Annotated in this window: 20 protein-coding genes; 10 read left to right on the forward strand and 10 right to left on the reverse strand. The window is 66.4% G+C overall.

All coding sequences use genetic code 11. The features are described 5' to 3' along the window. The first annotated feature begins 3 nt into the window (after positions 1-3). Positions 4-1,077, forward strand: coding sequence for a phospholipase D family protein (locus tag IE331_RS09640; protein WP_192142872.1), 1,074 nt, complete (start codon positions 4-6; stop codon positions 1,075-1,077). A gap of 14 nt (positions 1,078-1,091) precedes the next feature. Further along, positions 1,092-4,205 carry a type III restriction-modification system endonuclease gene (locus IE331_RS09645; protein ID WP_192142874.1) on the forward strand — a complete coding sequence of 1,038 codons (3,114 nt, stop codon included), beginning with the start codon at positions 1,092-1,094 and terminating at the stop codon, positions 4,203-4,205. Between the two features lie 19 nt (positions 4,206-4,224). Here IE331_RS09645 and IE331_RS09650 read toward each other — a convergent pair whose 3' ends face one another. Together IE331_RS09650 and IE331_RS09655 are read right to left on the reverse strand one after the other, a co-directional pair. Continuing rightward, positions 4,225-6,036 (reverse strand): ATP-dependent helicase, encoded by a 1,812-nt coding sequence (locus tag IE331_RS09650; RefSeq protein ID WP_192142876.1) that lies wholly within the window; start codon positions 6,034-6,036, stop codon positions 4,225-4,227. After that, a complete protein-coding gene (locus tag IE331_RS09655; protein ID WP_192142878.1) occupies positions 6,033-7,808 on the reverse strand; it encodes an ATP-dependent nuclease in 1,776 nt (591 codons plus the stop codon). The genes IE331_RS09650 and IE331_RS09655 overlap by 4 nt, the downstream gene beginning before the upstream one ends. A gap of 247 nt (positions 7,809-8,055) precedes the next feature. On the opposite strand from IE331_RS09655, the gene mobF reads away from it, so the two are divergent. The 5 genes from mobF to IE331_RS16530 are packed head-to-tail and all read left to right on the forward strand — an operon-like array spanning position 8,056 to position 12,157. Beyond that, positions 8,056-9,588, forward strand: a complete 1,533-nt coding sequence (gene mobF, locus IE331_RS16525) for a MobF family relaxase (protein WP_225579697.1) — start codon at positions 8,056-8,058, stop codon at positions 9,586-9,588. 5 nt (positions 9,589-9,593) lie between these two features. Continuing rightward, positions 9,594-11,132 (forward strand): AAA family ATPase, encoded by a 1,539-nt coding sequence (locus tag IE331_RS09660; RefSeq protein ID WP_263863358.1) that lies wholly within the window; start codon positions 9,594-9,596, stop codon positions 11,130-11,132. Beyond that, positions 11,107-11,481, forward strand: coding sequence for a hypothetical protein (locus IE331_RS09665; RefSeq protein WP_192142881.1), 375 nt, complete (start codon positions 11,107-11,109; stop codon positions 11,479-11,481). Before IE331_RS09660 ends, IE331_RS09665 begins: the two co-directional genes overlap by 26 nt. Before the next feature lie 38 nt (positions 11,482-11,519). Next, positions 11,520-11,849, forward strand: coding sequence for a nucleotidyltransferase family protein (locus tag IE331_RS09670; protein WP_192142883.1), 330 nt, complete (start codon positions 11,520-11,522; stop codon positions 11,847-11,849). After that, the gene (locus IE331_RS16530; protein ID WP_201931519.1) at positions 11,846-12,157 is read left to right on the forward strand and encodes a HepT-like ribonuclease domain-containing protein; all 312 of its coding nucleotides are present in this window, start codon (positions 11,846-11,848) and stop codon (positions 12,155-12,157) included. The genes IE331_RS09670 and IE331_RS16530 overlap by 4 nt, the downstream gene beginning before the upstream one ends. Positions 12,158-12,187: 30 nt before the next feature. On the opposite strand, the gene IE331_RS09680 is transcribed toward IE331_RS16530, so the two are convergent. Then, the gene (locus tag IE331_RS09680) at positions 12,188-12,838 is read right to left on the reverse strand and encodes a hypothetical protein (RefSeq protein WP_192142885.1); all 651 of its coding nucleotides are present in this window, start codon (positions 12,836-12,838) and stop codon (positions 12,188-12,190) included. 251 nt (positions 12,839-13,089) lie between these two features. On the opposite strand from IE331_RS09680, the gene IE331_RS09685 reads away from it, so the two are divergent. Then, positions 13,090-13,287 (forward strand): hypothetical protein, encoded by a 198-nt coding sequence (locus tag IE331_RS09685; protein WP_192142887.1) that lies wholly within the window; start codon positions 13,090-13,092, stop codon positions 13,285-13,287. A 238-nt stretch (positions 13,288-13,525) separates the two neighbouring features. On the opposite strand, the gene IE331_RS09690 is transcribed toward IE331_RS09685, so the two are convergent. Genes IE331_RS09690 through IE331_RS09700 form a run of 3 tightly spaced genes read right to left on the reverse strand, consistent with a single transcriptional unit; the run spans position 13,526 to position 19,435 of the window. Beyond that, the gene (locus IE331_RS09690; RefSeq protein WP_192142889.1) at positions 13,526-15,901 is read right to left on the reverse strand and encodes a DUF262 domain-containing protein; all 2,376 of its coding nucleotides are present in this window, start codon (positions 15,899-15,901) and stop codon (positions 13,526-13,528) included. Further along, the gene (locus IE331_RS09695) at positions 15,898-17,673 is read right to left on the reverse strand and encodes a DUF262 domain-containing protein (RefSeq protein ID WP_192142891.1); all 1,776 of its coding nucleotides are present in this window, start codon (positions 17,671-17,673) and stop codon (positions 15,898-15,900) included. Before IE331_RS09695 ends, IE331_RS09690 begins: the two co-directional genes overlap by 4 nt. A gap of 46 nt (positions 17,674-17,719) precedes the next feature. Beyond that, positions 17,720-19,435 carry a hypothetical protein gene (locus tag IE331_RS09700; protein WP_192142893.1) on the reverse strand — a complete coding sequence of 572 codons (1,716 nt, stop codon included), beginning with the start codon at positions 19,433-19,435 and terminating at the stop codon, positions 17,720-17,722. Between the two features lie 236 nt (positions 19,436-19,671). Between IE331_RS09700 and IE331_RS09705 the strand changes: the two genes are divergently transcribed. Then, a complete protein-coding gene (locus IE331_RS09705) occupies positions 19,672-19,902 on the forward strand; it encodes an addiction module antidote protein (RefSeq protein ID WP_201931521.1) in 231 nt (76 codons plus the stop codon). 436 nt (positions 19,903-20,338) lie between these two features. Here IE331_RS09705 and IE331_RS09710 read toward each other — a convergent pair whose 3' ends face one another. Beyond that, a complete protein-coding gene (locus tag IE331_RS09710; RefSeq protein WP_192142895.1) occupies positions 20,339-21,694 on the reverse strand; it encodes a flavin monoamine oxidase family protein in 1,356 nt (451 codons plus the stop codon). Positions 21,695-21,802: 108 nt separating this feature from the next. On the opposite strand from IE331_RS09710, the gene IE331_RS09715 reads away from it, so the two are divergent. Continuing rightward, positions 21,803-22,429 (forward strand): TetR/AcrR family transcriptional regulator, encoded by a 627-nt coding sequence (locus tag IE331_RS09715; protein WP_192142897.1) that lies wholly within the window; start codon positions 21,803-21,805, stop codon positions 22,427-22,429. Positions 22,430-22,506: 77 nt separating this feature from the next. Here IE331_RS09715 and IE331_RS09720 read toward each other — a convergent pair whose 3' ends face one another. From IE331_RS09720 to IE331_RS09730, 3 genes are read right to left on the reverse strand one after another with little or no spacing between them, the layout of a single operon-like run. Beyond that, on the reverse strand, positions 22,507-23,178 hold the full coding sequence (locus IE331_RS09720) for a hypothetical protein (protein ID WP_192142899.1): 672 nt from the start codon (positions 23,176-23,178) through the stop codon (positions 22,507-22,509). A 42-nt stretch (positions 23,179-23,220) separates the two neighbouring features. Further along, entirely contained in the window at positions 23,221-23,772 is a 552-nt protein-coding gene (locus tag IE331_RS09725) for a hypothetical protein (protein WP_192142901.1), read from the reverse strand. A 29-nt stretch (positions 23,773-23,801) separates the two neighbouring features. Next, on the reverse strand, positions 23,802-24,914 hold the full coding sequence (locus IE331_RS09730) for a hypothetical protein (RefSeq protein WP_192142903.1): 1,113 nt from the start codon (positions 24,912-24,914) through the stop codon (positions 23,802-23,804). Positions 24,915-25,011 lie beyond the last annotated feature (97 nt).

The following is a 25,011-nucleotide window of genomic DNA, read 5'->3' on the forward strand; positions in this document are numbered from 1 at the left end:
TCGATGAGCCATTTTGATGTCATTGCCCAACCCGCGGGTTCGACGGCCTCGGATGTCCTTTACGCCGCGCTCGCTGACAACCGCTTCGACGAGCTGCGGGCTGCCGTGGCCTACATCACGGCATCGGGAGTCCAGGAGCTCCAGCAGGGCTTGGCCGCCTCAGCGCTGAAGAGGTCATGGCTCACGTCCTTCGATTGGTGCCGCTCAGACCCGGCGGCGCTCTCCGCTCTCCAGCAGCAGAGTCTGTCATCGGTCAAGGTCCACGATGGCAAGCGAGTGGTCCTCCGTCCGGGCTGCCGGCCGACCACCTCATTCCACCCAAAGTCGTTTCTCTTCACGGGACCTGACCACGCCCTGCTCTTGGTGGGATCCGCGAACATGTCGCGCAACGGACTTCGGCACGGAGTTGAGGTCGACGCCGCGATTGAGGTCGCCGGCCACAACAAGAGGACCGAAGCCGCGTGGCGTCAGATTGACTCTGCGCGCACATGGTTTGACGCCGAGTGGAGCCAGGCGCCTAGCTTCGCCGGACTGACGTCGGCGTACCAAGCTCAGTACGACCGGCGCCCTCCGTCGTCCGCCGTGCTCGAGTTCGGCGACACCAGCTCATTCATCCGGCGAGGCTTCACGGCGGAGCAACTGGCACAGGTGGCGCACGCCCAAACGATGTGGATCGAAGCGGGCCGTCTGACCGCCCGCACCAGTGCTGCTCCGGGACACCAACTCATGATGCGTCCACTGACTCGAGTGTTCTTTGGCTACCAGCCGCTCGCGATTCCCAGGAAGACCCAACTGGGATCGGTGCTGATCAGATTCGACGGCACCATACACGCCAACCGCACCCTTGAGTTCGCCCACAACTCCATGGATCGGCTCAACCTGCCGACGAGCGGAGCCAGCGGGGCAGTGCGATATGACGGCAAGATCCTCAGGTTCACCAAGATCGCACTGGGCGGCAAGGTGGCCTACGAACTGTCCATCATCGCCAAGCGCGAACGGAATTCGTTGAAGGCGGCCAGTCGACGTCTCGATCTCAGCTTCACGATGCCCGGCGGCCGAGCCTTCGGCTTCAACTAAGGAAGCTGGTCATCATGAAGCTCCAGTTCAAGGTTCAGCAGTACCAGACCGAGGCCGTCGACGCCGTGGTCGACGTGTTCGCCGGGCAGCCGTATGCCGACGGAGTGAACTACCGAATCGACCCCGGCAAGGACGCGGTTATGACCCTGCTGAACGAGGCTGGTCTCCGTAACGCTGATATTCAGGTCACGCCGACACGGCTCCTGGAGAACGTTCAAAGGGCTCAGGCTGCCCGCGGACTGACGCTGTCGAGGGAACTGGTCAGATCACCTGCAGCGCCGATCAACCTCGACATCGAGATGGAGACGGGCACAGGGAAGACTTACGTCTACATCAAGACGATCATGGAGCTCAACAAGCGATACGGCTGGTCAAAGTTCATCGTCGTCGTGCCGTCGATTGCGATCCGCGAGGGTGTGAAGAAGTCGTTCGACATCACCGCTGAGCACTTCCAGCAGCACTACGGCACCAAATCGCGAACCTTCGTATACGACTCATCTCGCCTCCACGAGTTGGAAAGGTTCTCATCCGACTCCGGTGTCCAGGTCATGATCATCAATGCCCAGGCGTTCAACGCAGCCGCTGACGCGGAGCAGAAGGCCGCCGAGGGCAAGCAAGCATCCGAAGCAGCTCGGCGGATTTTCCGAGAGCTCGATGACTTCCAGTCGCGCAAGCCGATTGACGTGATCGCGGCGAACCGTCCGATCCTCATCATCGACGAGCCCCAGAAGGTCGAGGGAACAGGGAGGAACGCGTCCAAGACGCTCAAGGCGCTCGGTCTCTTTCGGGCGCTCTTCGCGCTGCGCTACTCCGCGACTCACAAGATCGAGCGCACCAAGGTGCATCGGCTCGACGCGGTCGACGCCTACAACCAGAAGTTGGTGAAGAAGATCGCGGTGCGCGGCATCACCGTCAAGCACCTGGCCGGCAGCTCCGCCTACCTGTACGTGGATGGGCTAGAGGTCGGCAAGGGCGCAGACTTCCCCAAGGCACGCGTCGAGCTGGAGGTGCAGACCGCGCAGGGCATCAAGCGACAGGTCAAGCGCCTAAGCCAGGGCATGAACCTGCACGACATCTCCGGTGGCATCGAGGCATACAAGGGCCTGTTCGTGCGGGATGTCGACGCGAATCGCGACACCCTCGAGCTGAGCAACGGCGACGTCATCGGCGCCGGCGAGGTGACCGAGGACGTGGCCGAGGACCAGAAGCGTCGCATCCAGATCCGCGAGGTTATCCGTGCCCACCTAGACAAGGAGCGCGAGTTGTTCGCGCAGGGCATCAAGACACTGTCGCTGTTCTTCATCGACGCGGTCGCCAAGTACCGCGACTACGACCGCGAGGGCTCCCTTGGCGAGTACGCCCGCGTCTTCGAGGAGGAGTACGAGGTGGTGCTAGCTGACTACCTCGGCCAGCTCGACTTCGACGAGGCCGCCGAGCGGTACCGCAAGCACGTCGAGGCGATCCCGGTGCGGGCGACGCACGAAGGTTACTTCTCGATCGACAAGAAGACGGGCCGCTCGATTGACGGCAAAATCGCAGCGCGTGGTGACTTTGCGGGCCAGTCGGACGACGTCGCTGCCTACGACCTGATCCTGAAGGACAAGGAGCGACTGCTGTCGTTCGAGGAGCCGGTCCGGTTCATCTGGTCGCACTCGGCGCTGCGCGAGGGCTGGGACAACCCGAACGTATTCGTCATGGGCATGCTCAAGAAGAGCGACAACACCACCACGCGGCGGCAGGAGATCGGCCGCGGTCTGCGCCTCTCGGTCGACCAGCACGGCGAACGGATGGACAACCCCGTCACCGTCCACGACATCAACGAGCTCACAGTCGTCACCGACGAGTCGTACACCGAGTTCGTCGCCGCCCTGCAGAAGGAGATCATCGAATCGCTTTCGACCCGCCCGCGCAAGGCCAGCGTCGTCTACTTCACCGGCAAGCAAATTGCGCTCGCCGACGGCTCGACGAGCGTGCTAGAGAAGGGCCTGGCGCAGGCTCTGTACAACCACCTGATCCGTCACGACTACATCGACGACGATGGCTTCGTCACCCAGGCGTACAAGCACGCCCGTGCTGACGGCGCCCTCGCCGCACCCACGGCCGAGGCGCTCAAGCCGGTGATCGACTTCGTGTGGCCGCTCGTCGACGCGCTTTACCTCGACGTGCCCAAGCCGACCGACGGCCGCAAGCCGAAGAAGATCCCGTTCAACGAGGCTAACTTCAAGAAGCGCGAGTTCCAGGAGTTGTGGAGCCGCATCAACCACAAGGCTGTCTACCAGGTCGAGTTCGACTCGGCCGAGCTAATCCGCAACTGCATCCGCGTGCTCGACACCTCCTTAAACGTGACCGTCATGCAGTACCTCGTCGAGGCCGGCAAACAGGTCGTGGGCTTGGAGGTCGAGCAACTCGAAGCGGGAACCGGGTTCAAGGTCTCGGAGACCAAGGTCGAGCACTCGGCCGTATCGGCGGGGTCCACCGTCAAGTACGACCTGCTCGGCGAGATCGCGGAGAAGACCCAGCTCACCCGCCGAACCTGCTCCGCGATTCTCACCGGCACCAACCCGGGGACGTTCGCGAAGTTCAAGCAGAACCCCGAGCAGTTCATCACCGAAGCCTCCCGGCTCATCAACGAGCAGAAGGCGACCGTCATCGTCGAGCACCTGAGCTACGACCCGCTCGACAACCGGTACGACTCCTCGATCTTCACCGAGAACCAGACCGCCCAGGACCTGTCGAAGGCGGGCGACAAGCTGAAGAAGAGCGTCTACGAGTACGTCGTCACCGACTCGAAGGTCGAGAGGTCGTTCGTCGAGAAGCTCGACGTGTCCGACGAGGTCGTCGTCTACTCCAAGCTGCCGCGCGGGTTCTTCATCCCGACACCGGTCGGCGACTACAACCCCGACTGGGCCATCGCGTTCCGCGACGACGTCACGCAGATCAAGCACGTGTACTTCGTCGCCGAGACCAAGGGCTCCATGTCAACCCTCCAACTTAAGGGCGTGGAGAACGCCAAGATCGAGTGCGCCCGCAAGTTCTTCGCCAGCCTCAACGACAAGTCCGAGCACGACGGCGTGAAGTACGACGTTGTGAAGGACTACGACACACTCTTACAGCTTGTCGCTGGATAGGTTCGCGCACTCGCCGGCACTATGAGGAAACGAGGGAAAGGAATCGTGACGGTTGCGTCGTTCTCGGACCGTACCTCGTGTCTCGCACCGTCGCTCGCGTGAGCAAGAGAACTCGACGCGGGCGCGTGATCGCGACGTAGAAGGTTCGAAGTTCGTCACGTAATGCCGAATCGGACGTTGCCCTGAAGTCGGGGAACTGACCGTCGTTCAAGCCAACAACGCCAACGGCCGCATATTCGCGCCCTTGCGACTTGTGCACGGTAAGAAGGCGGACGCCAGATGCGAGGTCATCCCCACGTTGCGCGCGTGAGCAGTGCAGTTTGAAGTTTCCCCAGGTCAGGTCAGACCGTGCTGTTAGCCCATCGAACTGAGCCCAACTGGTCGAGAACTGGAGCACGTCGGTCTGCCAGTTCGCCGCCTCTGCGTCAGCCACGCCAGTCGGCAACTCCATTCCCTGGAGGAAGGGGACGAGCTCGGCGACATCAGTAAGGTCGACTACGCCCGCGACGGCACGGATCAACTTGTCATCGGATGCAAAGACGGCATCTCTGACTGCATCTGTCGACTCCTCAGCAAGATCGACACCAAGGAGCCTGCCCAGCTCCCAGTACGTCGAATGATGATCAGGCGCTGCCTTCAGCGACACTGCCTCAAGAACGACCCGGCCGGCCACGGTCGTGAGCCATTCATTTGGCGTGCTGGACAGGGCGAAGGGAATCTCCCGCTCGGCCAATGCCGACGCTACAAAACGAAGACCGGCCGCCGACCTGGATAGCACTGCGATGTCTTCAGCGTGGAGCGAGTTGTTCTCGCCGGTGCCGAGCGCCCCCTCGGGAAGCCCGCTCTCCAGGAGGCCTTCGACCCAGGCCGCCACCCTCTCGCCCTCCTTGGCCTCTGTCGCGAGCGCCTCGATGTCGATCCTGCCTGGAGCCGCAAATGCCGCCTCTTCGCTGACCGCGTGGCCGAGTGCAGCCGCGACCTTGCTTGACGCAGTGGCGAGCACCGTGGCGGACCGGAAGTTGCTGTGGAGCTCGTGGTGTTCGGCAACGAAGGCTTCTGTGAATACTCCTATGAGGCGAGGATCTGCCCCGGCGAAGCTCACGATCGATTGCTTGTCATCACCGACCAGCATCGTCGGGATGACCACCTCACCTTGGTCCGATACCAGCTCAGTGAGCAGGTCGTACTGCGCCTTAGTCAGGTTTTGAGCCTCATCGACGACGATGGATGTGTAGAGGCGTCGTATCTGGCGCCGCGCCGAGCTCACCGTCAGCAGCTCGGTGGCACGCGTAAGAAGAGCCGGATAGTCGAGAGCGCCATTGTCATCGAGCGCTTGCAACCAGTCGTCCAGCCCGTCAGTGCGTTCGCCCTTGGCACGTGCCAAGTCGAAGCCCATGAGAAGGTTCTTGAGATCTTCTGGCTCCGCGTCGCCGCGATCTCCCAGCCACGAACGAAAGAGCTCCACGCGGTCCTCGTCGCGAGCCAACAACTCCGGCTCAAGCGGAAGCCCGATTCGAGTTCCATGGGCGCGAAGCAAGCTGTGCGCGAACCCGTGGATGGTCTCGCTGTCGACCCGACGTGCGAGCGCTCCAAGTCGTGAATCGAGCCTGGCGCGAAGCTCGTCTGCTGCCTTCACCGTGTAAGTCAGGGCGAGCACCCGCCCATGGCCACCGGAGTCTTCAAGGAGCAACCGTTGGATCCGCCGAGCGACCACTTCGGTCTTGCCGCTTCCCGCACTCGCCACCACCACAAGCGCACGCGCGTTGCTGTCCACAGCTGCCTGTTGCTCGGGACTCAGCACCGGCTCGTTGAAGTCGTCGGTCGTGGTCATGAAAGGGCTCCGTCGATAGCTTGGAACAGTTCCTGGACCGGCGACGGCCACGTGGTGGAGTCCTCGTGGCGTTCGAGCAAGACGTCTGCCAGGGTCTGCCCGATCGATCCCTTCAAGTCCTTCATAGTCGATAGGACATTGGCGACGGGCGCGAGATCGGGACGCACTCGTTCGCACGCGGTTCTACCGACGTCCTCGTCGAAGTCCACGATCATCGCCTCTATCGCTCCAGAGACGCCCTTGGCCGCGGCGCTGTCCGGCTTGCCGACCCAGATGACAGTCGCCGTTGAAGTTCCCGTTGTAGCAAGATTCTCAACAGCGGCAACGCCAGCAGGATCGCTGTCAGCGAAGATGAACCAGGGGACCCTGATGGCATCCGCGAACTTGGCAACCGCGCGGGCGGTCTGTGTCGCCATCGACTCGGGGTCGATGACGCAGACCCCGTGGGCCTTTGCGCCGAGGGCGTGCCTCAAAACTGGCGGCAGGAACCCGCGTTCCGTCGCACCGTCCCCGACCACGATGGCACTCGCGAAGAGGATCTCACCGAAGGGTCGTTCGGCGAGCCTCTTGAGCTTCTCCATCTCCTCGGTGTGGTGGCTCGGGCGAAAGGGCCGTGGCGTGCCCGGAGCATTGCTGGGGGCGGGACCGAGGTCCACTACGGCCAGCGAACCTCCGTCTTCCCGGAAGAGCCGGATCGCTCTTGGATCCGAGGCTGTGACGACCTGGCTGGAGTGCGTGCTTGCAACGACCTGCCCGCGGATCGACTGCAGCAGGTGCGGCAACTCAGACGCCGCCTGCGGGTGCAGGTGCGCTTCAGGTTCCTCGACGAGGGTTACAGGATGTGGGCGGAGCGAACCGCCGTCCGCACCGAGCAAACGTTCATACAGCACGCCTTGGATCTGGAGCGAGGCCAGACTCCGCGCACCAGCGCCATGCATTCTGATCGGAAGCGCCCCATGTCCGCTGTCAAGATCGATCGACAGCGAGCGAGCCAGTTCCTCGAGGGTGATGGGGATCGGGTTGATACCGGGAGCTCCGATGCTCCCAACGGCGCGGTTTAGCGCATCCAGCGACCGACTAACCGATGCGAGTGTCCCGCTTCCCGCGACGATGTCGGCACTGAGACCCGCCAAGCGGAGCTCCAGATCGGCCCGTGTCACGTCGTCAACGTCCAAGTCGCTGAGCACCTTGCGAACACCCGAGCCACGACGACCGAGTTCCTCCATCAAGTCGCGCCCAGTGTTGACAAGGTCCGACGCCACAAGCCCCCGAGCATCCCGTCCAAGGTCCTTTGCCCCAGAGCGCTCGACCCAATTGCCGCTGGCGGCGTCGAACGTCAGGATCTTGAACTCGGATCGAGCGCCAAGCCCTTCGGCCGAGCGTCGGACGTGGGCGCGCCAGGCGAAGCGCTCACGAAATGGGGGGTCGCTGATCGTCTGTGCATCGCCGCCCATCAGCCGACCTTCGTCGTCCTCGAACGCTTGCTCGTCTGTGGATGCAGGAGGCGGACTGGGCGCGAGGACGACATCGATCTCGGGTTCCGCAGACGATCCGACGGTGAAGTCGTCCACGTCAGCGACACGACCGCCCAACGCTAGGTGCAAGGCAGACAGAACCCTGGACTTGCCGACATTGTTCCGCCCAACGAGGAGTGTGAGGCCAGGCTCGAACTCGACTTCACACGACACGATTCCTCGGAAGTTCCGAATCGTGACTCTCTCGACATACAGCGCCGCGTGCCTCGTGGCTGGGGCGACGGCAGCGGTAGTCACCCTCCCACGCTAATGCTCGTTCCGTTCGCGCTCCGGACTCCACGCCGAAGCGCCAGCACGACTCCTCCTCTTCTGCCGGCGGCGGCCCCTCGTCTCTGTCATGTCCGTCCTCCTTGTCGTCCGTCCTCCTTGTCGTCCTCCTCCTGCTCGTCCTTCTACTGCTTCCCGTCTTCCTCACACACCTCTTTCATCCACGGCCCGTCCCGTGGCCACTCGCGTTCTGCGCGCGGCCGTTTGGGATGTGACCATGACGCTTCACAAGCTCTCGGCGGGGTCGGGGTATGAGTACCTGACCCGGCAGGTCGCCGCGCTTGACTCGACGGAGAAGGGCGCCATTCCCTTGGCCGACTACTACTCAGCGAAGGGCGAGTCGCCCGGGCGCTGGGTCGGCTCCGGACTCGTCGGCGTCGACGGCCTGGAGACCGGCGACGTGGTGACAGTCGAACAGATAAAGCATCTGTTCGGCACCGGGTCGCACCCGCTCACGGCCGACCCGCTTGGTGCGGCGTACAAGGTCTACGACAACACCGGCGTCGACGGGTTCAACGCGGAGGTCGCGCGACGGGTGCGGGCTTCGACAGGCTCAACCACCGAGGGCGGATCAACCGACGGGGAGCCACCGTACGACGTGGTCGCCCGGGTGCGCTCCGAGGTCGCGCGTGAGCGGTTCGTCGCCGCCCACGGGCGCGAGCCGAAGACTGCACGGGAGCTGTCGGATGCGCTGGCTCGCTACTCCCGGCCCCGGCAGACGGCGGTGGCTGGGTTCGACCTGACGTTCTCGCCAGTGAAGTCGGTGTCCGCACTCTGGGCGGTTGCGACCGTGGAGGTCGCCCGGGCGATCGAGGAGGCGCACGGTGCCGCCGTACGCGACGCCCTGGCCTTCATCGAGCGTGGGGCGTTGTTCACCCGCGAGGGGCGCAATGGTGCCCGGCAGGTCGAGACCCGCGGGCTCGTCGCTACGGTGTTCACCCATCGCGATTCCCGGGCCGGCGACCCCGACCTGCACGCCCACGTCGCCGTCGCCAACAAGGTGCAGACGCGATCGGGCAAGTGGCTGTCGATCTACGGCACCGTGCTGCACGAGCACGTCGTCGCCGCGTCGGAGTCCTACAACACCGCGTTGGAGCGACGGCTGGTCGAGGCGCTCGGGGTGGTGTTCGTCGAGCGGCCGGGTGGCGCGCGGGACAAGCGGGCGGTACGGGAAATCGACGGAGTTCCTGCCGACCTGTGTGAGCGGTGGTCGGAGCGGCGCAAGGCGATCACGGCACGGCAGCGGGAGCTGGCGCGGGAGTTCAAGCGGGCGCATGGTCGGCCGCCGACGCCGGTGGAGGCGGTGGCGTTGGCTCAGCAGGCGAACCTGGAGACCCGGGAAGCCAAGCACGAACCGAGGTCGGAAGCCGAGCAGCGGGCGACGTGGCGGGCCGAGGCGGTTGAGGTGCTGGGCTCGGCGAGGTCGCCGTACCGGCTGAACGGGTGGCCGAGGTCGTCGAGTGGATCGTCGACGACGCGATCGGCCGGTTGTCGGTCAACCTCACCCCCGACGTCGACCCGATCCCCGAGCCCGCCGGGTTGCGTCGTTCGGACGGCTCCAGCGTCTACCGGCACACCGGCCGGGACCACTACACCAGCCACCGCGTGCTGGAGGCCGAGCAGCGCATCGTCGCACTTGCGGGCCGGCACGACGGGCTGGCGTGGTCGCCCGATGAGGTCGAGCTGTCGGTGCTTGCTGCCGTGCTCGAGGGCGTACGGCTCAAGCGTGGCCAGGAGGTGCTGCTGGTGAACGCGATGGCCACCAGCGGCGCGCGGGTGCAGCTCGCGCTGGCTCCGGCCGGATCGGGCAAGACCACCGCGATGAAGGTGCTGGCGAGTGTGTGGACCGAGGGCGGCTGCAACGTGCTCGGGCTGGCGCCGTCGGCGGCGGCTGCTTCCGCGCTCGCCGAGGCGACCGGCGTGCCGTGCGAGACGCTGGCCAAGTTCACCCACGACCTGGCCGTGCCTGACTCCGAACTGGTCGGCTCGATCAGGCCGGGCACGCTCGTCATGATCGACGAGGCTGGCATAGCCGACACCCTCACCCTCGCCTCCGTCATCGAGCTCGCGGTGACGCGGGGCGCATCGGTGAGGCTGATCGGCGACGACCGGCAGCTCGCCGCCATCGGCGCCGGTGGACTGCTGCGCGACATCGCAGCCACCTACGGCGCGATCCGGCTCGACGAGCTGGTGCGGTTCACCGATGCAGGCGAGGGTGAGGCGTCGCTGCCTCTTCGCGACGGCAACCGGGCCGCGCTGGGGTTCTACCTGGACAACGACCGCGTCCATGTCGGCGACGCGGCGTCGTGCCTCGACGACGTCTTCGCTGCTTGGTCGCGGGAACGTGCCGGTGGGCGCGACTGCCTGATGCTCGCGCCGACCCGGGAGCTGGTGCGTGAGCTGAACCTTCGCGTGCAGGCATCGCGAGGTGTTGTGGGCGGGCCGGTCGGTCTCGCCGATGGCTGCTCGGCGCATCGCGGTGACGTGGTGATCAGCCGCCGCAACGACCGGCGGCTCGGGGTGAGCGGCACCGACTGGGTGAAGAACGGCGACCGCTGGATCGTCACCGACGTACGGGCCGATGGCGCCCTGTCGGTGCGGCACGCCACGTCGCGGCTGCACGCAACGCTGCCCGCGGCATACGTGAGCGAACATGTCGAGCTCGGCTACGCCTCCACCGTCCACACCGCCCAGGGCATCACCACCGACGTCGTCCACGGGATCGTCACCGGCACCGAGGACCGCCAGATGCTCTACACGATGCTCACTCGCGGCCGGGTCGCGAACCACGCCCACATCGTGCTCACCGACGAGCCGACGCACGCGCTGCCGTCGCCGACGGTCGAGCGGGCGATGACGGCGACCGAGGTGCTCGAAGGCATCCTCGCCCGCGACGGAGCCGCCGTCTCCGCCACGTCGACCCGAACCCGTGCCACGTCGCCCGCCGCGCAGTTGCAGGACGCCGTCGCTCGGTACGCGGACGCAGTTGCGCTCGCAACATCCCAGTTGCGAGCAAACCCCGACCTCGCCGAGCCCGGTCCACTCCCCTGGCTCGCCGGCATCCCTTCCGAGGCGGCAGCGCACTCGGCTTGGGGCCGCTACCTCGCAGCTCGGTCCCGCCGAGTGTCGTCGCTGGCTGCCGAGGTCGGCGAACGATCCCGTGCTGCCGGAGTGGACGGCGAAGTACGACGACGTCCTCACCAGCGAGCTGCGCCGCGAGCTGGCCGTCTGGCGAGCAGCCACCGGCGTCGCCGAGGACGAGCGAACGATGGCCGGCCCGATGCCACACGATGACTGGGAGGCGGGGTACCACCGCAATCTCACCGGCCGGATCAACGCCCGCTACGGCGAGGCTGTGAAGACCTGGGCCGACCGCATCGTCGAGTACGTAGGCAAGCGCGACCAGCAGACCGGTGAGCTCGCGAGGTACCTCAACCAGCTCGCCCGCAAGGGCATCGACGCCGAGCGCCTCCTTGACCTCGCCGCCGCCCGAAATCCGCTGCCCGTTGACCACCCCACTGCCGCGCTGGGCTACCGGGTCAAGGATCTCGTCACGCCTCGGATGCAGCGCAGGGCGGTGCCGTCGATCGACCCATTCCCGCGCCCGAGCCAACGGCAACCCGGCCCATCGCTGGGGCTGTAGATCGGCGAAAGCCTCAGCGCGGCAGATACGATAGAGACATGTCCGAGACAGCAGCGCCCGCCCGAAAGCCGCTCAGCGGCCCCACGGGCCAACGCGTGGCCGCCCGCCGTGGCGAGCTGCTCGAGGTGCTGCGCCGCCATGGCGTAACGAACCCGGAGATCTTCGGCAGCGCCGCACGGGGCGACGATCGCGAAGACAGCGACGTCGACCTCCTTGTCGACTTCCCGGCCGGGACCGACATCATCGACATGATCGGCATCAAGCGCGAGCTGGAAGACGTGCTTGGTGTGCCCGTCGACTTGGTGCCGCGCAACGGCCTCAAGGAGCGCGTGCGCGCACGCGCCGCGAAGGACTTGCTGCCACTGTGAGCCGCTCCGACGCTGACATCCTCGACGACATTGCCACAGCTATCACGTCGATCCACTCGCACCTCCAACATGGCCCGATCTCTGTTGAGATCGTCATGGACGCCGTGGCTATGCGTCTCCTGGAGATCGGCGAAGCGGTGAAAGGAATCAGTCCCGAGCTGACAGCGACGGAGCCCGACGTCCAGTGGAGTGACATCGCGGGCATGCGCGACTTCCTCGCTCACCACTATTTCGCGACGAATCCCGAGATCATCCAGTCACGATCGACAAGCGCCTGGCGCCTCTCGCCGACGCCGTCGAGCGCTTGAGGGGCCTCCTGCCGCCCGAGGGCTGACGGCTCACATCGCCAGGTGCCCGCGCTCGGCCTCCTGCCGCATGGCCTTGATTGCGCCGGCTGCGTGACGACGGATCGAGCGGGAAGACATCCCATGGGCTTCCTCCACCAGTTGCGTGACCGCCGGCGTCATCAGCCCCCCTCGGCCGCGGCGCCCCGGCGCGTCGATCTGCTCAGCTGCATGAGCGAGGTCGAGCAGAAGGTCACGATCGTTCTCGGCCAGCTTGCCGGAGTCGATCCCGCGCTGGAGGAGATCAGCGAGCACCTCCCTGCGTGCCACCTCATCGTCCGCGGGTCCGGCTGGGAGGGACTCATCGAAGGCGTCGACGAGCACCGTCATCGCCCACGCCTCGTCACGACGCTTGGCGAGATCGCCGACGCCGAGCTCGGCCATCGACTCCCGGTAAACGCGGTCGAGGATCTTCTTGGCGACGTACCTGTCGTCTGCAGGGTCGTGTCCGCAGATCTGGACCCAGAGCTGGCCGGCCACGACCTCGTCGATCTCGTCGGCCAGGCGGGTGATGCGGCCGGCGACTCGCGCGGCACCTGGCATTAGGAGCCAAGCGAGCGCCTCGTACGCCCGTCGGTCACCCTCGGCAATCCTCCGGAGAGCCGTGAGCACTTGGTCGCGTTGGGTCGGCTCGGCGTCCTGCATCCAGCGCGGCAGGTCCTTCAGGTCGGCGACATCAGGTCAGCTTCACCGAACACCCGGCTCCGCCGGGATTCCGATTCCCGTTCACCGTCCCCGACCGGCTGTGGCGCCTCGAAACCCCCGCGTGCTTCCGCACGATCAAGTTCTTCGACCTCATTGACGACGACAACGACAAGTTCTGGTGGGACCTCTCCATCCGCGCCGACAGGAAACTCGTCTACGAGCGGCTCCTCACCTACGGGTCCGAGGCGACCATGGTCCTCTACCTCGACGGCGCGCTCCTCATCGACCTCTGGAACGAGATGGAGGTACCCGAGCCGATGCGCACCCACTGGGCCACGGTCGTCAAGGCCACGCTCCACGCACCGATTGCCACGGACTCAGAGCAGTACCGCCGCGACGACGACACCCGACGCACGCCGCTGGACGTCGTGAGGCATGCCGACTCGTGACCAGGGGCATGCGGCCAAGCCCGACGCGCCGCCGTCTGAGAAGGGTCGAAGACCTGCCACTCGGGGATCGTGGCTGCCTGCTCCGCGGGCGTCGGTGCCGGAGACGCAGTTCTGCCCAGGTCATCGTCTCCGAAAGGGCTCGCGTCCACCGTCACGTCAGAATGGTCGGACAGCCTCCAGGCCAGCGGGACCATGCCTCCGGTACTTCCCCTCACCTTCCGCGGCGCCGTACAGACGTTCAGAGGCCTGCCTCGACCAGCGCGGTCACCAGACGGGCACCGACCTCGATGCGATCCTCGGTGTCGAGGAGCTCCTCACCTCGAAGGCGCTGCTGGATCGCCAGCAGCCCGTCCACGACACCGACGGCTCGGCACACCTCCTCAAAGGTCTCGGCGAGGTCCGGGTCTTGCGGTGCGTCCACCTCGAAGCCGGCCTGGACGCACCGGACTCCCGTCTCGGAGTGGGTGGTGCGCATCCACCGGGGCGCGGCCGGGCTGCCCAGGTTGTAGGTGGGGGCCAGCAACCCGTCCTCCAGACCGCTGTGCTCTCGGACCGCCATCAGGAACGGGTCGTGGTAGGTCGCGCCTCCACCGAAACCGCCTGACTGCGTCGTCATGAGGCACATGGAGTAGAACCACAGCCCGGTCTCTTGGAGGAACTCGCCCTGGTACACCCCCCGCGGCGCTGAACTCATGATCGGGTACGTCACCAGGTAGTAGCGCCAGTCGAACACGGGTTCCTCCCCGCCCCGCGCGTCCTCCAGGAACGCGTCGATCACGGCCTGAAGCGCACTCGCGGGATCGGACTCCTGACCAGAAACCCTGTCGAGGAGCTTGGCGAGCGAGGTGCGGAGACCCTCGTTGTTCTTGCGGCCGTACCGGGTGAGGACGTCGCGCCAGGAGGCTCCGTACGTCGGGTTCACGGTCCCGAACTGACGGAGGTTCCAGATCCGATAGCCGTAGTCGCCGGACGAGAGCAATGCCCTCGTGAGCAGCGGCCAGTGCTCGCTCGGGGTGATCGCCTGGAAGGCCTTCGTCCGAGCCGGTAGCCGGTCCCAGCCTTCGGGCGCCAGGTCGAACGGGAAGATGCGACCGCGCAGTAGGACGTGGTCCTCGAGTGCAAACACCGTCGCCTGCAGAGCGCTCGCATCGGGGAACAGGCTGAGTTTCTCCCGCTCGTCGGCGATCCGGTCGGGGTTGAAAGTCGTGCGCGACTCCATCCATTCGAGCGCCGCATCGATCGACTCCGCGGACATGAGCTGCTCTACGGCGGCGACCAGGTCGGGCATTCGCGCTTCGATGACCTCGTTGCCCGCGGTGTCCGTGAGGTTCCGGAGAACGCGCAGCCGCCGTTGCACGTCTGCTTTCGGCGACTGCCGGTGGATCAGCACCGCGAAGAGCACCAGGGTCTGCGCGAGGGTGAACAGTCGGTTCTTCCCTCCCAGTCCGTACCGGTCGCAACACTGCCTGAACAGGTCGACGTCCCGGGACTCCTCGAACAGGACGACGCGATCGCCGATCGCGGTGCCCGTCTCCGCCGTGCTCGCGAAGTGAGAGGCGAACACAGCGCCGGTGTCGATCGGCTCGACGCGGCCGACTGAATCCTCTGCCGTCCAGGTGTCGAAGGCGTGAAAGAGGAAGGCCAGGTTCCGCTTCACTTTGTCGCCGTCCCCCGCGAGGACTCGCTCGGCCCGGTCCAGCAAGGCTCCGTCCGCAGGGGTGCCGTCACGCCACTCGCCGACTTCGATGATGAACTCGAGGTAGCGCTCGAACTCCTCGTCCACGCGCCAGTCCCCACCATCCGCTTCGAGGCGCCAGAGCACGTCGGTCCAGATGCCGTCGATCCGGCGCACGAACTCGCTGAAGTTGGCCTCAGTGAGCGAGCCTGACACAAGCTTCTCGAGGCGGGGCTTCAGGTTCTCCCAGCTCGTCAGGGTCTTACCGCGCGAGTTCATCTTGATGTAGAGCTCTTCACCTGATGGCATGTCGTCGATCGGGAGGAAGTAAAACCCGATCGCCGGGTCTCCCTCGGTCGACGTCAGGGCCTGCCACACCGCATCGAGATCCACCTGGGGGTCGCCGAGACGCCGGTGGATGGCGTCAAGCACGTTCAGCATGGACGCCACCGTCGGGTCATGACGCCAGGAGTAGAGGTACCAGGGCTGGTCCTTGATCCACTCCTGGGGCTCCCGCGCCGAAAGCGCATCCGCGGGAAGGTTGTCCGGTTTCACCAGCTCTCGGCAGAAGAGCTCGGCGGTGGGTCGTGTGGCGTAGGCGAATTGCAGCCAGGGCTGCGCCTCGGCGACGCGGTCGAGGCGTGCGGCGACGTACCAGTGCAACAGGAACAAGGTCGTTAGGCGTTGTTGACCGTCGAGGGGTCGCAGGGTTCCATCCTCGATCTCGCCGTAGACGAAGTCGAGACTGATGGGCTTCCCGCCCGTGAGCGCGCTCACCAGGGCGTCCAGAAAGTCGTCGCGGATCAGCGTGACTGCAGGAACGTCGCGTCCTTGGGCGTAGTCGCGCTGGATGATCGGGATCTCGATGAGCCGTAGTGCCGGCAGCTCATCGTTGGTGCCCGTGAACATGCCCACGTAGGAGGTCAGCTGGCCCTTCATTCGACACTCCCGTCCGCGAGGAGGTATTCGCGTTCGCTCAGGACCCGGACCATCTCCGCGAGGTAGTCCTCCCGATCTGCGCCACTCCAGTAGTAGAGCTGCTGGTCCTCGGACTTGGTGTAGTGCTTGAGGAACACATTCCGCGTGCAGGCGGGTATGTACGAGCCGTCCCTGTCCCGTACGAGGAGCTCCCGTCGCTTCGCGGCGAACGTAGAGTTGCTCAGGGCACTGTTGTCGCCACCGTCGAGCAGCGCGAGGTTGCTGATCGAGTGGACGCTCACGTCGGCTCCTACCGACGGGTCGGACAGCGCCATCTCGACCCGGCTGCGCACGGCGTTGAACCGGGGCGCGAGACCGCCACGGCGCTTCTCGTCCTGGGTCGCCTCCCAGACGTCGGCAATCTCGTCGAGCAGCTCGTCGCGGTGAGCCGGGTCGAGGTCGCGAACTGCTAACAGCTCCTTGCGTTGACGGTCCAACCACTCCGCCCAGAGCTTGTAGTCGCGCTTCATCTCGCCCGCGTTCTGGGCGTGGATGTGCTCCAGCGTCCAGTCACCAGTCGCGTGGGCTCGGAACGAGTACTTTTCGGACGAAGTCGCGCGCTGACGTACGGTCTCGACGTTCATGAGGAGGAGCACGTCGCGGGCCTTCGCATAGTTCTTCTCGAAGTCGAGGCCCTTCAGGTCGGACACGGTCAGTCTGAGGTGCTTCCGGACGAGTCCGTCCAGAAAAGCGTGGAGCTCCGTCTTGGTCTTGCCCGCGGCACTCTCGACCAGCTCAGGAAAGGCGCGTCCAATGGCCACGAGATACCCAATCTTGTGGAAGAGGTCGCGGTCGTCGAACCAGCCCGTGATCAACGAGTGCAGCTTGACCACGTCGTCCCAGAAGCCCTGGGGGTCCTCTACGATCCACTCACGAAGCGTCTCGAACGTGTGGTGGCTGGGCCTGTGCGGTCCCTTCGGCTTTTCGATCCGGTCAGCGAGGGTGTCCAGGAGCAGCTCGATGTGCGTCGCCTCGTCCTGGTGCTTCCGCGTCACGAACGCCCACAGCTCAGGCTCGCGCAGGTCACGCTCGATCCCGTCCCACTGCGCAGCGATCTGGTCGCTGCGGTCAGCGAGACCGGTGCGGCCCTTACTGCTCGAGAGAAGCCGCGCCTTCACCAGCTCCGCGTCTGTCAGCGCGATGCGCCCCACGTTCAGTCTTCGGAACAGCTCGATCGAGTCGAGCGACTCGGTCGCCTGGTACCAGATGACCTTGACGCCACGCTTCGGGTCAGGATCCAGCAGATAGTCGTAGATGCGCCCGGCTGCGTGCTCGGCGCGGTTGCCGTGCTTCGAGAACCAGGCGTCGATGCTCTCGTAGGCCATCCAGATGTGGTGGAAGTCGATGTTGCTGGGGGCTAGGTCCTTGGTCGGCTGCAGGAGGAAGCCCGCGCTACCCGGGCGTGTCTCGTACTCGAGCTCGTAGTCGGCACCCGACCGCTTCCACCCTCGCTCCGGATCCTTCATGTACTGGAAGATGAGGAAGAGGGTCGTCAACCGCTGTTGACCGTCGATGAGCTCCCAGGAATTGCGGTCCGCACGCCACTTCACAACGACCGGCTGCAGGTAGTACGCCTTGCCCTCGCTCGCCCAGATGTCATCGAGCAACTTTTGGACCTCGCGCGGGCCCCAGCGATAGCCGCGCTGGTAGGCAGGCACCCAGAACGTCGCAGGCTCGCCGTCGGCCCCTCTCAGGTCACCGACCGACAGCGGCTCGAGGATCGCCTCGTCCATCTGACTTCTTCTTTTCCGTGGACCTGGTACCGCGCCGACGTGCCTATCAAGCAGACGGCGCGTTGACGAGTTCCTTGACAGGTCCGCGGCGGCTCCGAAGTTCGTCGCGCTCATACTCGGGAAGGTCCATCGACTCCGCGAGGATCGCAGCGAGGGCATCCACCTCGCTCGCGTCAACATCGGACCCGAACTGCCACTCGTGGTTTCGGTCCTTGGTGATGAGGTCAACCCTTCTAGCCGTTGCCTCACCTTGGACTGGCAGGGAACGGACGTAGCGGACCGTGTCGAGGCCGTCGTCGTAACGGAACTCGGCTCGCTTCAAGAACGCGTGAGTGTCCGTCGTTAGAACTCGCCGGTCTGTGCCGACGACCAGCAGCTGAGCCGGGTCCTTGTCGAGGGTCGAGGTGATCTTGTCCTTCGTGGCACCGACCAGGGCTGCGACCTTCCCCTGAGCGTGGGCATCCTTGCCGATACCGAGGAATCGCACCTCTTCATCGGGTTCCAACATCCACCGAAGGATCCGCAGGTAGGGGTCGACTCCGGCGTCGGCAGACGCACAGAGCACGTCAGGAGCCTCAAGCGGTTCGCGCGGTGGCAGGAGAGCATCGGAAAGCGGTGCAATCGCGGCCAGAACACTCTCTGAAATCCTGCGCGCAGCCTCAGCATCCTTGCGCTTGGTCGACAACAGTATGGTGGTCGGGCCGGGAAGCTCGGCAATGATGCGCAGTTCGCGGGTCAGCGACCCGACGACCCTCGTCGCCTCGGTCATGTCGGCCTCGAAGTCCCGGCGCGTGTTGGCGACAATGGAGTCGAAGTGCTTCGCCTCTGCTGGGCTGTCTGCGCCGGCTTCGCGAGCGACGGCGGCAGCGATCGCCTGGTATCCGGTCCAGGCCTTCAACGTCGACAGGAGGGCGAAAGCGTCGAAGACGACCGCCTGCGCATTCGTCTGGAGGTACTCCCGTCGCTGATGCAAAGTCGCGTTGGTGACCTTCTCGATGTGGGCCTCGACGTGCGAGCGGTACTTCTTCCGCTCGGCATCCAGGTTGGCCTTTTTGCTCGCGACCGTTTCCCACAGCGACCGAGGAACCGAGCCCGCTGCGCGCGCATCCTCGAGTGCCTGGTCGACCGTGTCGACCAGGCTCATCAGCGTGGCCCGCTCGGTGCGGCGGGAGGCCTCGATCACCTGGCTGGTCAGCTCGATGTTCTTCTGGACCAGGCTGCTGACCTGGTTCAGCTGAGCCTGGAGAGCCAGCATCGCTAGCGCCGGTCCGATGGCAGCTGCCGTCTGTGCGGCAGTCAACCCGGCGGCAGGCGTGAAGCGCGCTTGGGCGATTCCCTTTTCTACGCCCTTCGGCAGCAAGATGGTGCCGAGATTCTTGCCTTCCTTGGCCGCGAGCTTTCCGCCGGCTTTCAGCAGCGCCTGGCTCTCGTCAGCCATCTTGTAGAGCCCCTGCATCCCCATTGCAGCCTGGGCCAGGTTCCCGCCGACAGTCGCACCATTGCCGAGAACCGACAGGGCGTTGTTGACGTAGTCGTGATCAAAGACGGACAGCAGGCCCGCGTTCAAGGGTTCGAGGACGTGCTCGAGCTCCGTGGGAAGGACCCCGAAGACTGCGACGACGTTCGGGAAGACCTCGACGAGCTCGGTCGTGTATTCGACCTGCTCAAGTTCGGCGCCTAACTCCTGCTCCGATTCTGTCGCACCTTGGCCATCGGCTGAGGCAGGGTCACCCGACTGGGGAGGAGGTACCGTGGCGTTCATCTAGTCTCCTGGCAGAGTTACGAGCAACGAGGCGTCATCGTGCCCCGCCGATATGGGAACTCTAGGCGGCAGACCCGACATGTGCCGGGCGTTGGGCACTGCTCAACAGTTCGGACTACGGAGTCAGTCGTCCGCGCGGGCTTCAAACTGCGACACCGGCCTGATGACGGGTTCAAGTCCCATTACTCAGCACCCATCGCTTTCGCACAGGATTCGCACTAACCGGCACCCTCGCGGTGTTCTTGGAGATCGCGCTCGAAGACTCCGCCGAGGACCCGAGTGCCGTTCCGCATGCCCTGGGCATCATCGCCCGGTCGCAGAACATGAGCGAGCTAGCGCGTCGAGTGGGCATGAGCCGCGACGGCCTCTACAAGGCCCTCTCCGAAGAAGGCAACCCCACCTGGTCGACGATCCTCAAGGTGACCAATGCACTCGGCCTGCGCTTCGAACTTCACTCGGTCGCCTGACCCTCCAGATTCCGCAGGGATTCCGCAGGAGATCCGTTCGAGGCCCAAATCAGCCATCATCGACCGACGATCGAAATCAGCGTTTGCGCAGGTCAGACCGTGTTTCTACGAGTTGATCACGACCTGCCAGCACCGCTTGTGGTGTTCGAGCTCTACTACGACATCGAAGTCGTCAGTCTGCTGTTCGCTCCACGATGGCCCCGGGGGCTCCCCGGGGCCATCGCTCTCTCTAAAGCGCGGGGGTCGCCGGAGGTCGCCACTCGAATTCGCCACCCGCGGTTCCACACTTGGGCAGAGACGAGTTCGACGTCGGCGCGGCCCGATGTCTCCACGAGACGGAAGCCGTCGACCGGGCTCCCGCCTTCCTCCAGACTCGCCAGGGATACGGCGATCGCACCGTCCGGCTACGACGCCGCCGACGACTCGACGGAGGCCGTCACGCGGGCGCCTCGAGCACCTCGGCTGCGGTACGACGGCCCGAGCGGACCGCACCCTCCATGTAGCCGTTCCACTCCACGGCGTACTCCGCGCCCGCCCAGTGGATGCGACCGACGGGGTCGCGCAGGACGTCGCCGTAGCTGGTCCACACGCCCGGGGCGAAGTGCGCGCCGTAGCAGCCGCGGGTGAACTCCTCGGCGCTCCAGTCCTTCTCGAGGTAGGCAGTCGGCTGCGACGCCTGCGGACCGAAGTAGCGGGTGAACGAGCCGAGCACCTGGCGGCGCCGCTCGGCCTCGGGGAGGCGCTGCCACCGCCGAGCTTCGCCGCCCTCGACGAATCCCAGCAGCACGCCGACTTCGGCGTCCGGTGGCGAGACGTCGAAGGCGACCTTCACCGGACCCTGGTCGCTGATGGCCTGGCCGTTCCACCCGGCGTCGCGCCAGAAGGGCGTCGGGTACGCCGCGAAGCACTTGGCCACGGTGCCGGCAGGGACGCGCTGGGTGAGCTGGTCGCGCCACGCGGGGAGGATGGGCTGGTAGTCGATCCGCCCGGCGAGGGTCGGCGGGATCGCGACCACGACCCGCGCGGCAGAGAGGGAGTCGCCGGCGCGAGTTGTCACCACGACCCCGGTCTCGCTCTGGACCAGCCGGACCACGGGCGAGTCCAGGCGCACATCGAGCTTGCCCGCGAGGCGCTCCGAGACCAGCACCGCTCCCCCGACCACGCGGTCCTTCTGCGCGCCCTTGTCGGTGGACGCCAGTGTCTCGAGGTCGCCGTTGCTCACGGTGTAGAACAGGGTGTGCAGCAGGGACATGTCGGAGCCGTCGGCGGAGTAGAGCGCCTCGGCCAGCACCCGGAAGTAGCTGCGTCCGGTCGGGGTCCGCAGGTTGCGCCGCACCCACGACTCGTAGGTCTGGCCGTCGAGCTGCTCGGCCTTCGGGTGCGCCCACGGGCGGGCCGGGTCGACGCTGCGTGCCAGCTTCTCGTAGCGCGCCAGCCCTTGGGCGAGATCGGCCAGCGCGATCGGGTTGACCTTGGGAGTCGCGCCCTTGTGGCTGGGCAGTGCTGACTGCTTGCCGGCGAGGTCGAGCAGCAGCTTGCCCGCGTCGTTCCACGTGGGGAACGTCGCCAGGCCGAGCTGGTCGACCAGGGCGTACATCTCGCTGTGACCCTCGCCGATCCAGGTGCCGCCCAGCTCGATCGGCGCGCCCTCGAGCTCTCCGCCCTGGGTGCGGCCACCGACGCGGTCACGCGCCTCCAGCACGACGACGGAACGCCCCGCCTCGGTCAGCCTCTCGGCAGCGGTGAGCCCGGCCAGGCCGGCTCCCACGACGACGACGTCCACATCTGCCACCACGGTTCCTCATTTCCGGTCGGTTGTCCGACTTGAATATAGGATGCTGGTGGCCACCGTGCAAGAGTTGGCCCAGGACTCCAGACCCCCGGAACGGAGGAGAGCAGCGTGGGATACCTCAAGGCCGCCGACCGCGAGCAGCAGATCGTCGAGGCGGCGATCCGCGTGCTCAGCGACGTCGGCGTCCCGGGGACGACGCTGCGGGCCGTCGCCGCCGAGGCCGGCATCCCGTTGGGCACCCTGCACTACGCCTTCCCGTCCAAGGACAAGCTGCTCCGTGCTGTCATCGGCGTGGTGACCGACGAGATCGCCACGACGCTTCGCCAAGGGCTGGTGCTGGACCGAGGGGTCGAGCACGCGCTGCGACACGGCGTCCTCAACTTCTGGAACACACTGGTCGAGAGTGAGATCGGGCTCCAGATCATGCAGTACGAGCTCACCACCTATGCCCTGCGCAGCGAAGGCCCGGGAGGCCTGGCAAGCCTCCAGTACGAGCGCTACACCTCACTGGTGACGGAGTTCTGCGAGCAGGCCGCCAAGGCCGCCGAAGAGCGGTGCGCCATCGGTTTCGACAGCCTCGGCCGTGTCACCCTGGCACTGATCGACGGGCTCATCCTGCAGTACGTCGTGCGGCCGGACCACGACCGTGCCCTGCGCGACCTCAACCACGCGCTCGACATGGTGATCGCGCTGGCTGACCCGCGACCGGTCGCCTCAGAGCGCCGCCGGGCCTGAGCAGCCGGCCCCGGCGCCCCCCCTCGGCGCGCCTGCGACGTCACCTACCTGTTCCCGGACGAACGTACGACTTGACCTCAACTGCCTTGGTCACGGAGCAATCCGGTGGCCCAGGCAGCCCTGGGCCGCGACCGCGCGTCACACACCGAGTCCATGTGAGCAATGAGAGTCACCTCTACCGATGCGTTGTGGTCGCCCACGGGGTCGGTTCTCCAGTCGCCGTCAGCTGCCCGCCAGGTCAGTCTGAACGGGCGTGCGCTCGGGGTCCACATGGAGGCAAGCTCACAGTCGCGCGGGGCGATCCTGATCTGCACCTGCTTGGGCGGGTCCCCAGCAGTCAGGCTCACTGGCAGATCGGGGACCCGGATCCTCAGGCTTCTGCCGGGGCGATGGACTCTGGTGACGATGGCAGCGCCGCGCTCCCCCATGTACATGAGCACGCCGTCCAGCCATAGCGCCCGCTTCTGGGCATCGGCCTTCATCGGCTCTGCTCGGGAATGGTCCGCCACGCCCGTGATCACCAGCTGCACGCTCGCACGTGATGCCGGCGTCCGGTCCTCGTACTGGCTCTCGCTCACGTACGCACCCGCACCGGCGGCCCCAGCGAGCGCTCCACAGGTGAAGACGGTGGCCAGAACGGCCACGCGCCGGGTCGCAGCGCCGAACGGGTCGATCGATGCAGGCCCGGAAGGGCCACCCTGAAGCGTCTCGTGAAGTGGCAACGGCACCGTCCCGGTCGGTTCTGCCATTGAACACCATGGGCCCGGGGGGGTGCCACGAGCAGCGGCGTGCTACCAGTCGCAGTCCTCAGGCTCCTCGTCCGGGTCGACCGGGTCGGAGCCGCAGACCCCGAGCTCGACGTTCGAGGAGGCGGTGTACCGGCGCCCGCCGGTCTCGTAGGTCACCTCGAACCCGTCGACCACGACCGCCCGGTCGACGGCCTCGGGGAGCTGCACCGCGAACTCCAGGGTCGGGAGCCCCTCCCCGCAACCGGCGACGGACCCGCGGGACCCCACCGCCTCTCCGAAGGGCTCCTCGAGCTGCTCGAGCCTCCCGGCCCCCAGCTTCAGGCGCTCGTCGGGCCCCGGCCACGCCGCGGTGAACGTGATCGTCTCTCCCCCGGAGACCTCCAACGGCGCCAACGACACGATCTCCACGTCGTCGACCGGGCCGTCGGACCCGCAGGCGGGGATCGCGAAGAACGTCGGCCCCGTGATCGGGGCCAGCAGGTTCGTCATGTCCTGCGCCAGTTCGATCGGACCGCCGCCGGTGCGGTCCCCGCTGGGCGGCCCGTCTTCGTCGCCCTGACAGCCGGCGGCCGCGACCAGCAGGAGTCCTGCCACCGCGGCCGCGGACCGCCGCCTGCCACGGTTCACCTGCCGGCCACCAGCTGCGCGCCCGGCGGGTAGTCGTTGTTGCCGCACAGGGTCTTGCGCCTCCCGAGCTTGTACTCCAGGCGGACGTGGTTGTTGTAGCCGGTCTGCGCGTTGACGTGCAGGACGCCCCACAGGGTGGCGCCCTTCTGGTAGGTCCAGGCCCGGGCCGAGGACGCGGCCCACCGGCCACGCGGGTAGCTGCGGCAGTACCGGTACGACGGCCGGCTCCGGTCCGTCTTGTAGTAGCCGCCGGTGTGCGCCTCGGCGCGGGCGGAGATCGCCTGGGTGCACGTGTTCTGGTAGTTGCGGTACCGCCACTTGGTCCAGGCGACCTTGTCGGGCCGCCAGAACACCGGTGAGACCTGCTCGCTGCTGGACCGCCTGACCGTCCCGCCCTCCCGATATCTGCCGTTGGCCATCTTGATGCCGACGCCGATGTTGTGGGAGGACCCGATCCTGTAGGTGATCCGGCCCTTCATCCTGCGCTTGGACGGCATCACGTCCCCGATCTTGACCCGCCGATGGTGGGTCTTGGACGTCTTGATCACGTTGCAGATCGGATCCCTGGCGGCGATGCCGGACCTCTCGTCCCCGGCAGCCGTCCGGCCGGCGGCGGCCACCACGGACCCGGCTCGAGCGCGCCCGGCTCGGTCGCCCGTCACGGCGACCAGGTCGCTGGGGCGCTGTGCCGGGCCGGTCCGGCCCTGGGCCCGGAGGCCGGCGACGACCGGTGAACGTCGCCACGCCGCCCCGTCCCGCCGGACCGTCTCGCTGTAGGAGTCCTCGACGCCGGCGCCGTCGACCGCCGTCACCTCGACGTCCACCCCGTCCCTGCTGCGGTACTTCGCGGGCAACGTCGCGGGGTCGACCCGGACGGCGTAGGAGCTGCCGTCGATGTCGATGTCGGTGACCGGCAGCAACGGCACCGTCGCGCCGGCCGGGAGCGCGTCGAGCGCCTGCTGGTCCGGCCACACCACCGCGGACACGGTCAGCACCGAGTCGGCCGACTCGGCGAAGAGCCGGCCCTCGACGGCCACCGGCGGCCGTTCGGGCCCCGCGGGCGGCTCCACGGCCGGCGGCGCCGCGGCCGAGGAGAGGGTGCCTGCCACAGCGACCGGCGCCGCGAGCGCGAGCGCCAGCAGATGCCGGAGGTGACGGCGACCCGTGCGGGACGAGGCACCACGTCGGTCAGGAGGTCGAGCCCTG

Origin of the sequence: Nocardioides donggukensis (assembly GCF_014842875.1) — a bacterium.
Lineage (GTDB): Bacteria > Actinomycetota > Actinomycetes > Propionibacteriales > Nocardioidaceae > Nocardioides > Nocardioides donggukensis.

Bases quoted from the DNA above. Each gene is read 5' to 3' on its own strand.
- IE331_RS09650 (WP_192142876.1), bottom strand. From the start codon at position 6,036: ATGACCACGACCGACGACTTCAACGAGCCGGTGCTGAGTCCCGAGCAA.
- IE331_RS09700 (WP_192142893.1), bottom strand. From the start codon at position 19,435: ATGAACGCCACGGTACCTCCTCCCCAGTCGGGTGACCCTGCCTCAGCC.
- IE331_RS09690 (WP_192142889.1), bottom strand. From the start codon at position 15,901: ATGAAGGGCCAGCTGACCTCCTACGTGGGCATGTTCACGGGCACCAAC.
- IE331_RS09680 (WP_192142885.1), bottom strand. From the start codon at position 12,838: ATGCAGGACGCCGAGCCGACCCAACGCGACCAAGTGCTCACGGCTCTC.
- IE331_RS09695 (WP_192142891.1), bottom strand. From the start codon at position 17,673: ATGGACGAGGCGATCCTCGAGCCGCTGTCGGTCGGTGACCTGAGAGGG.
- IE331_RS09645 (WP_192142874.1), top strand. From the start codon at position 1,092: ATGAAGCTCCAGTTCAAGGTTCAGCAGTACCAGACCGAGGCCGTCGAC.
- IE331_RS09665 (WP_192142881.1), top strand. From the start codon at position 11,107: ATGGCCGGCCCGATGCCACACGATGACTGGGAGGCGGGGTACCACCGC.
- mobF (WP_225579697.1), top strand. From the start codon at position 8,056: ATGACGCTTCACAAGCTCTCGGCGGGGTCGGGGTATGAGTACCTGACC.
- IE331_RS09660 (WP_263863358.1), top strand. From the start codon at position 9,594: ATGGCCACCAGCGGCGCGCGGGTGCAGCTCGCGCTGGCTCCGGCCGGA.
- IE331_RS09685 (WP_192142887.1), top strand. From the start codon at position 13,090: ATGGTCCTCTACCTCGACGGCGCGCTCCTCATCGACCTCTGGAACGAG.
- IE331_RS09640 (WP_192142872.1), top strand. From the start codon at position 4: ATGAGCCATTTTGATGTCATTGCCCAACCCGCGGGTTCGACGGCCTCG.
- IE331_RS09670 (WP_192142883.1), top strand. From the start codon at position 11,520: ATGTCCGAGACAGCAGCGCCCGCCCGAAAGCCGCTCAGCGGCCCCACG.
- IE331_RS09720 (WP_192142899.1), bottom strand. From the start codon at position 23,178: ATGGCAGAACCGACCGGGACGGTGCCGTTGCCACTTCACGAGACGCTT.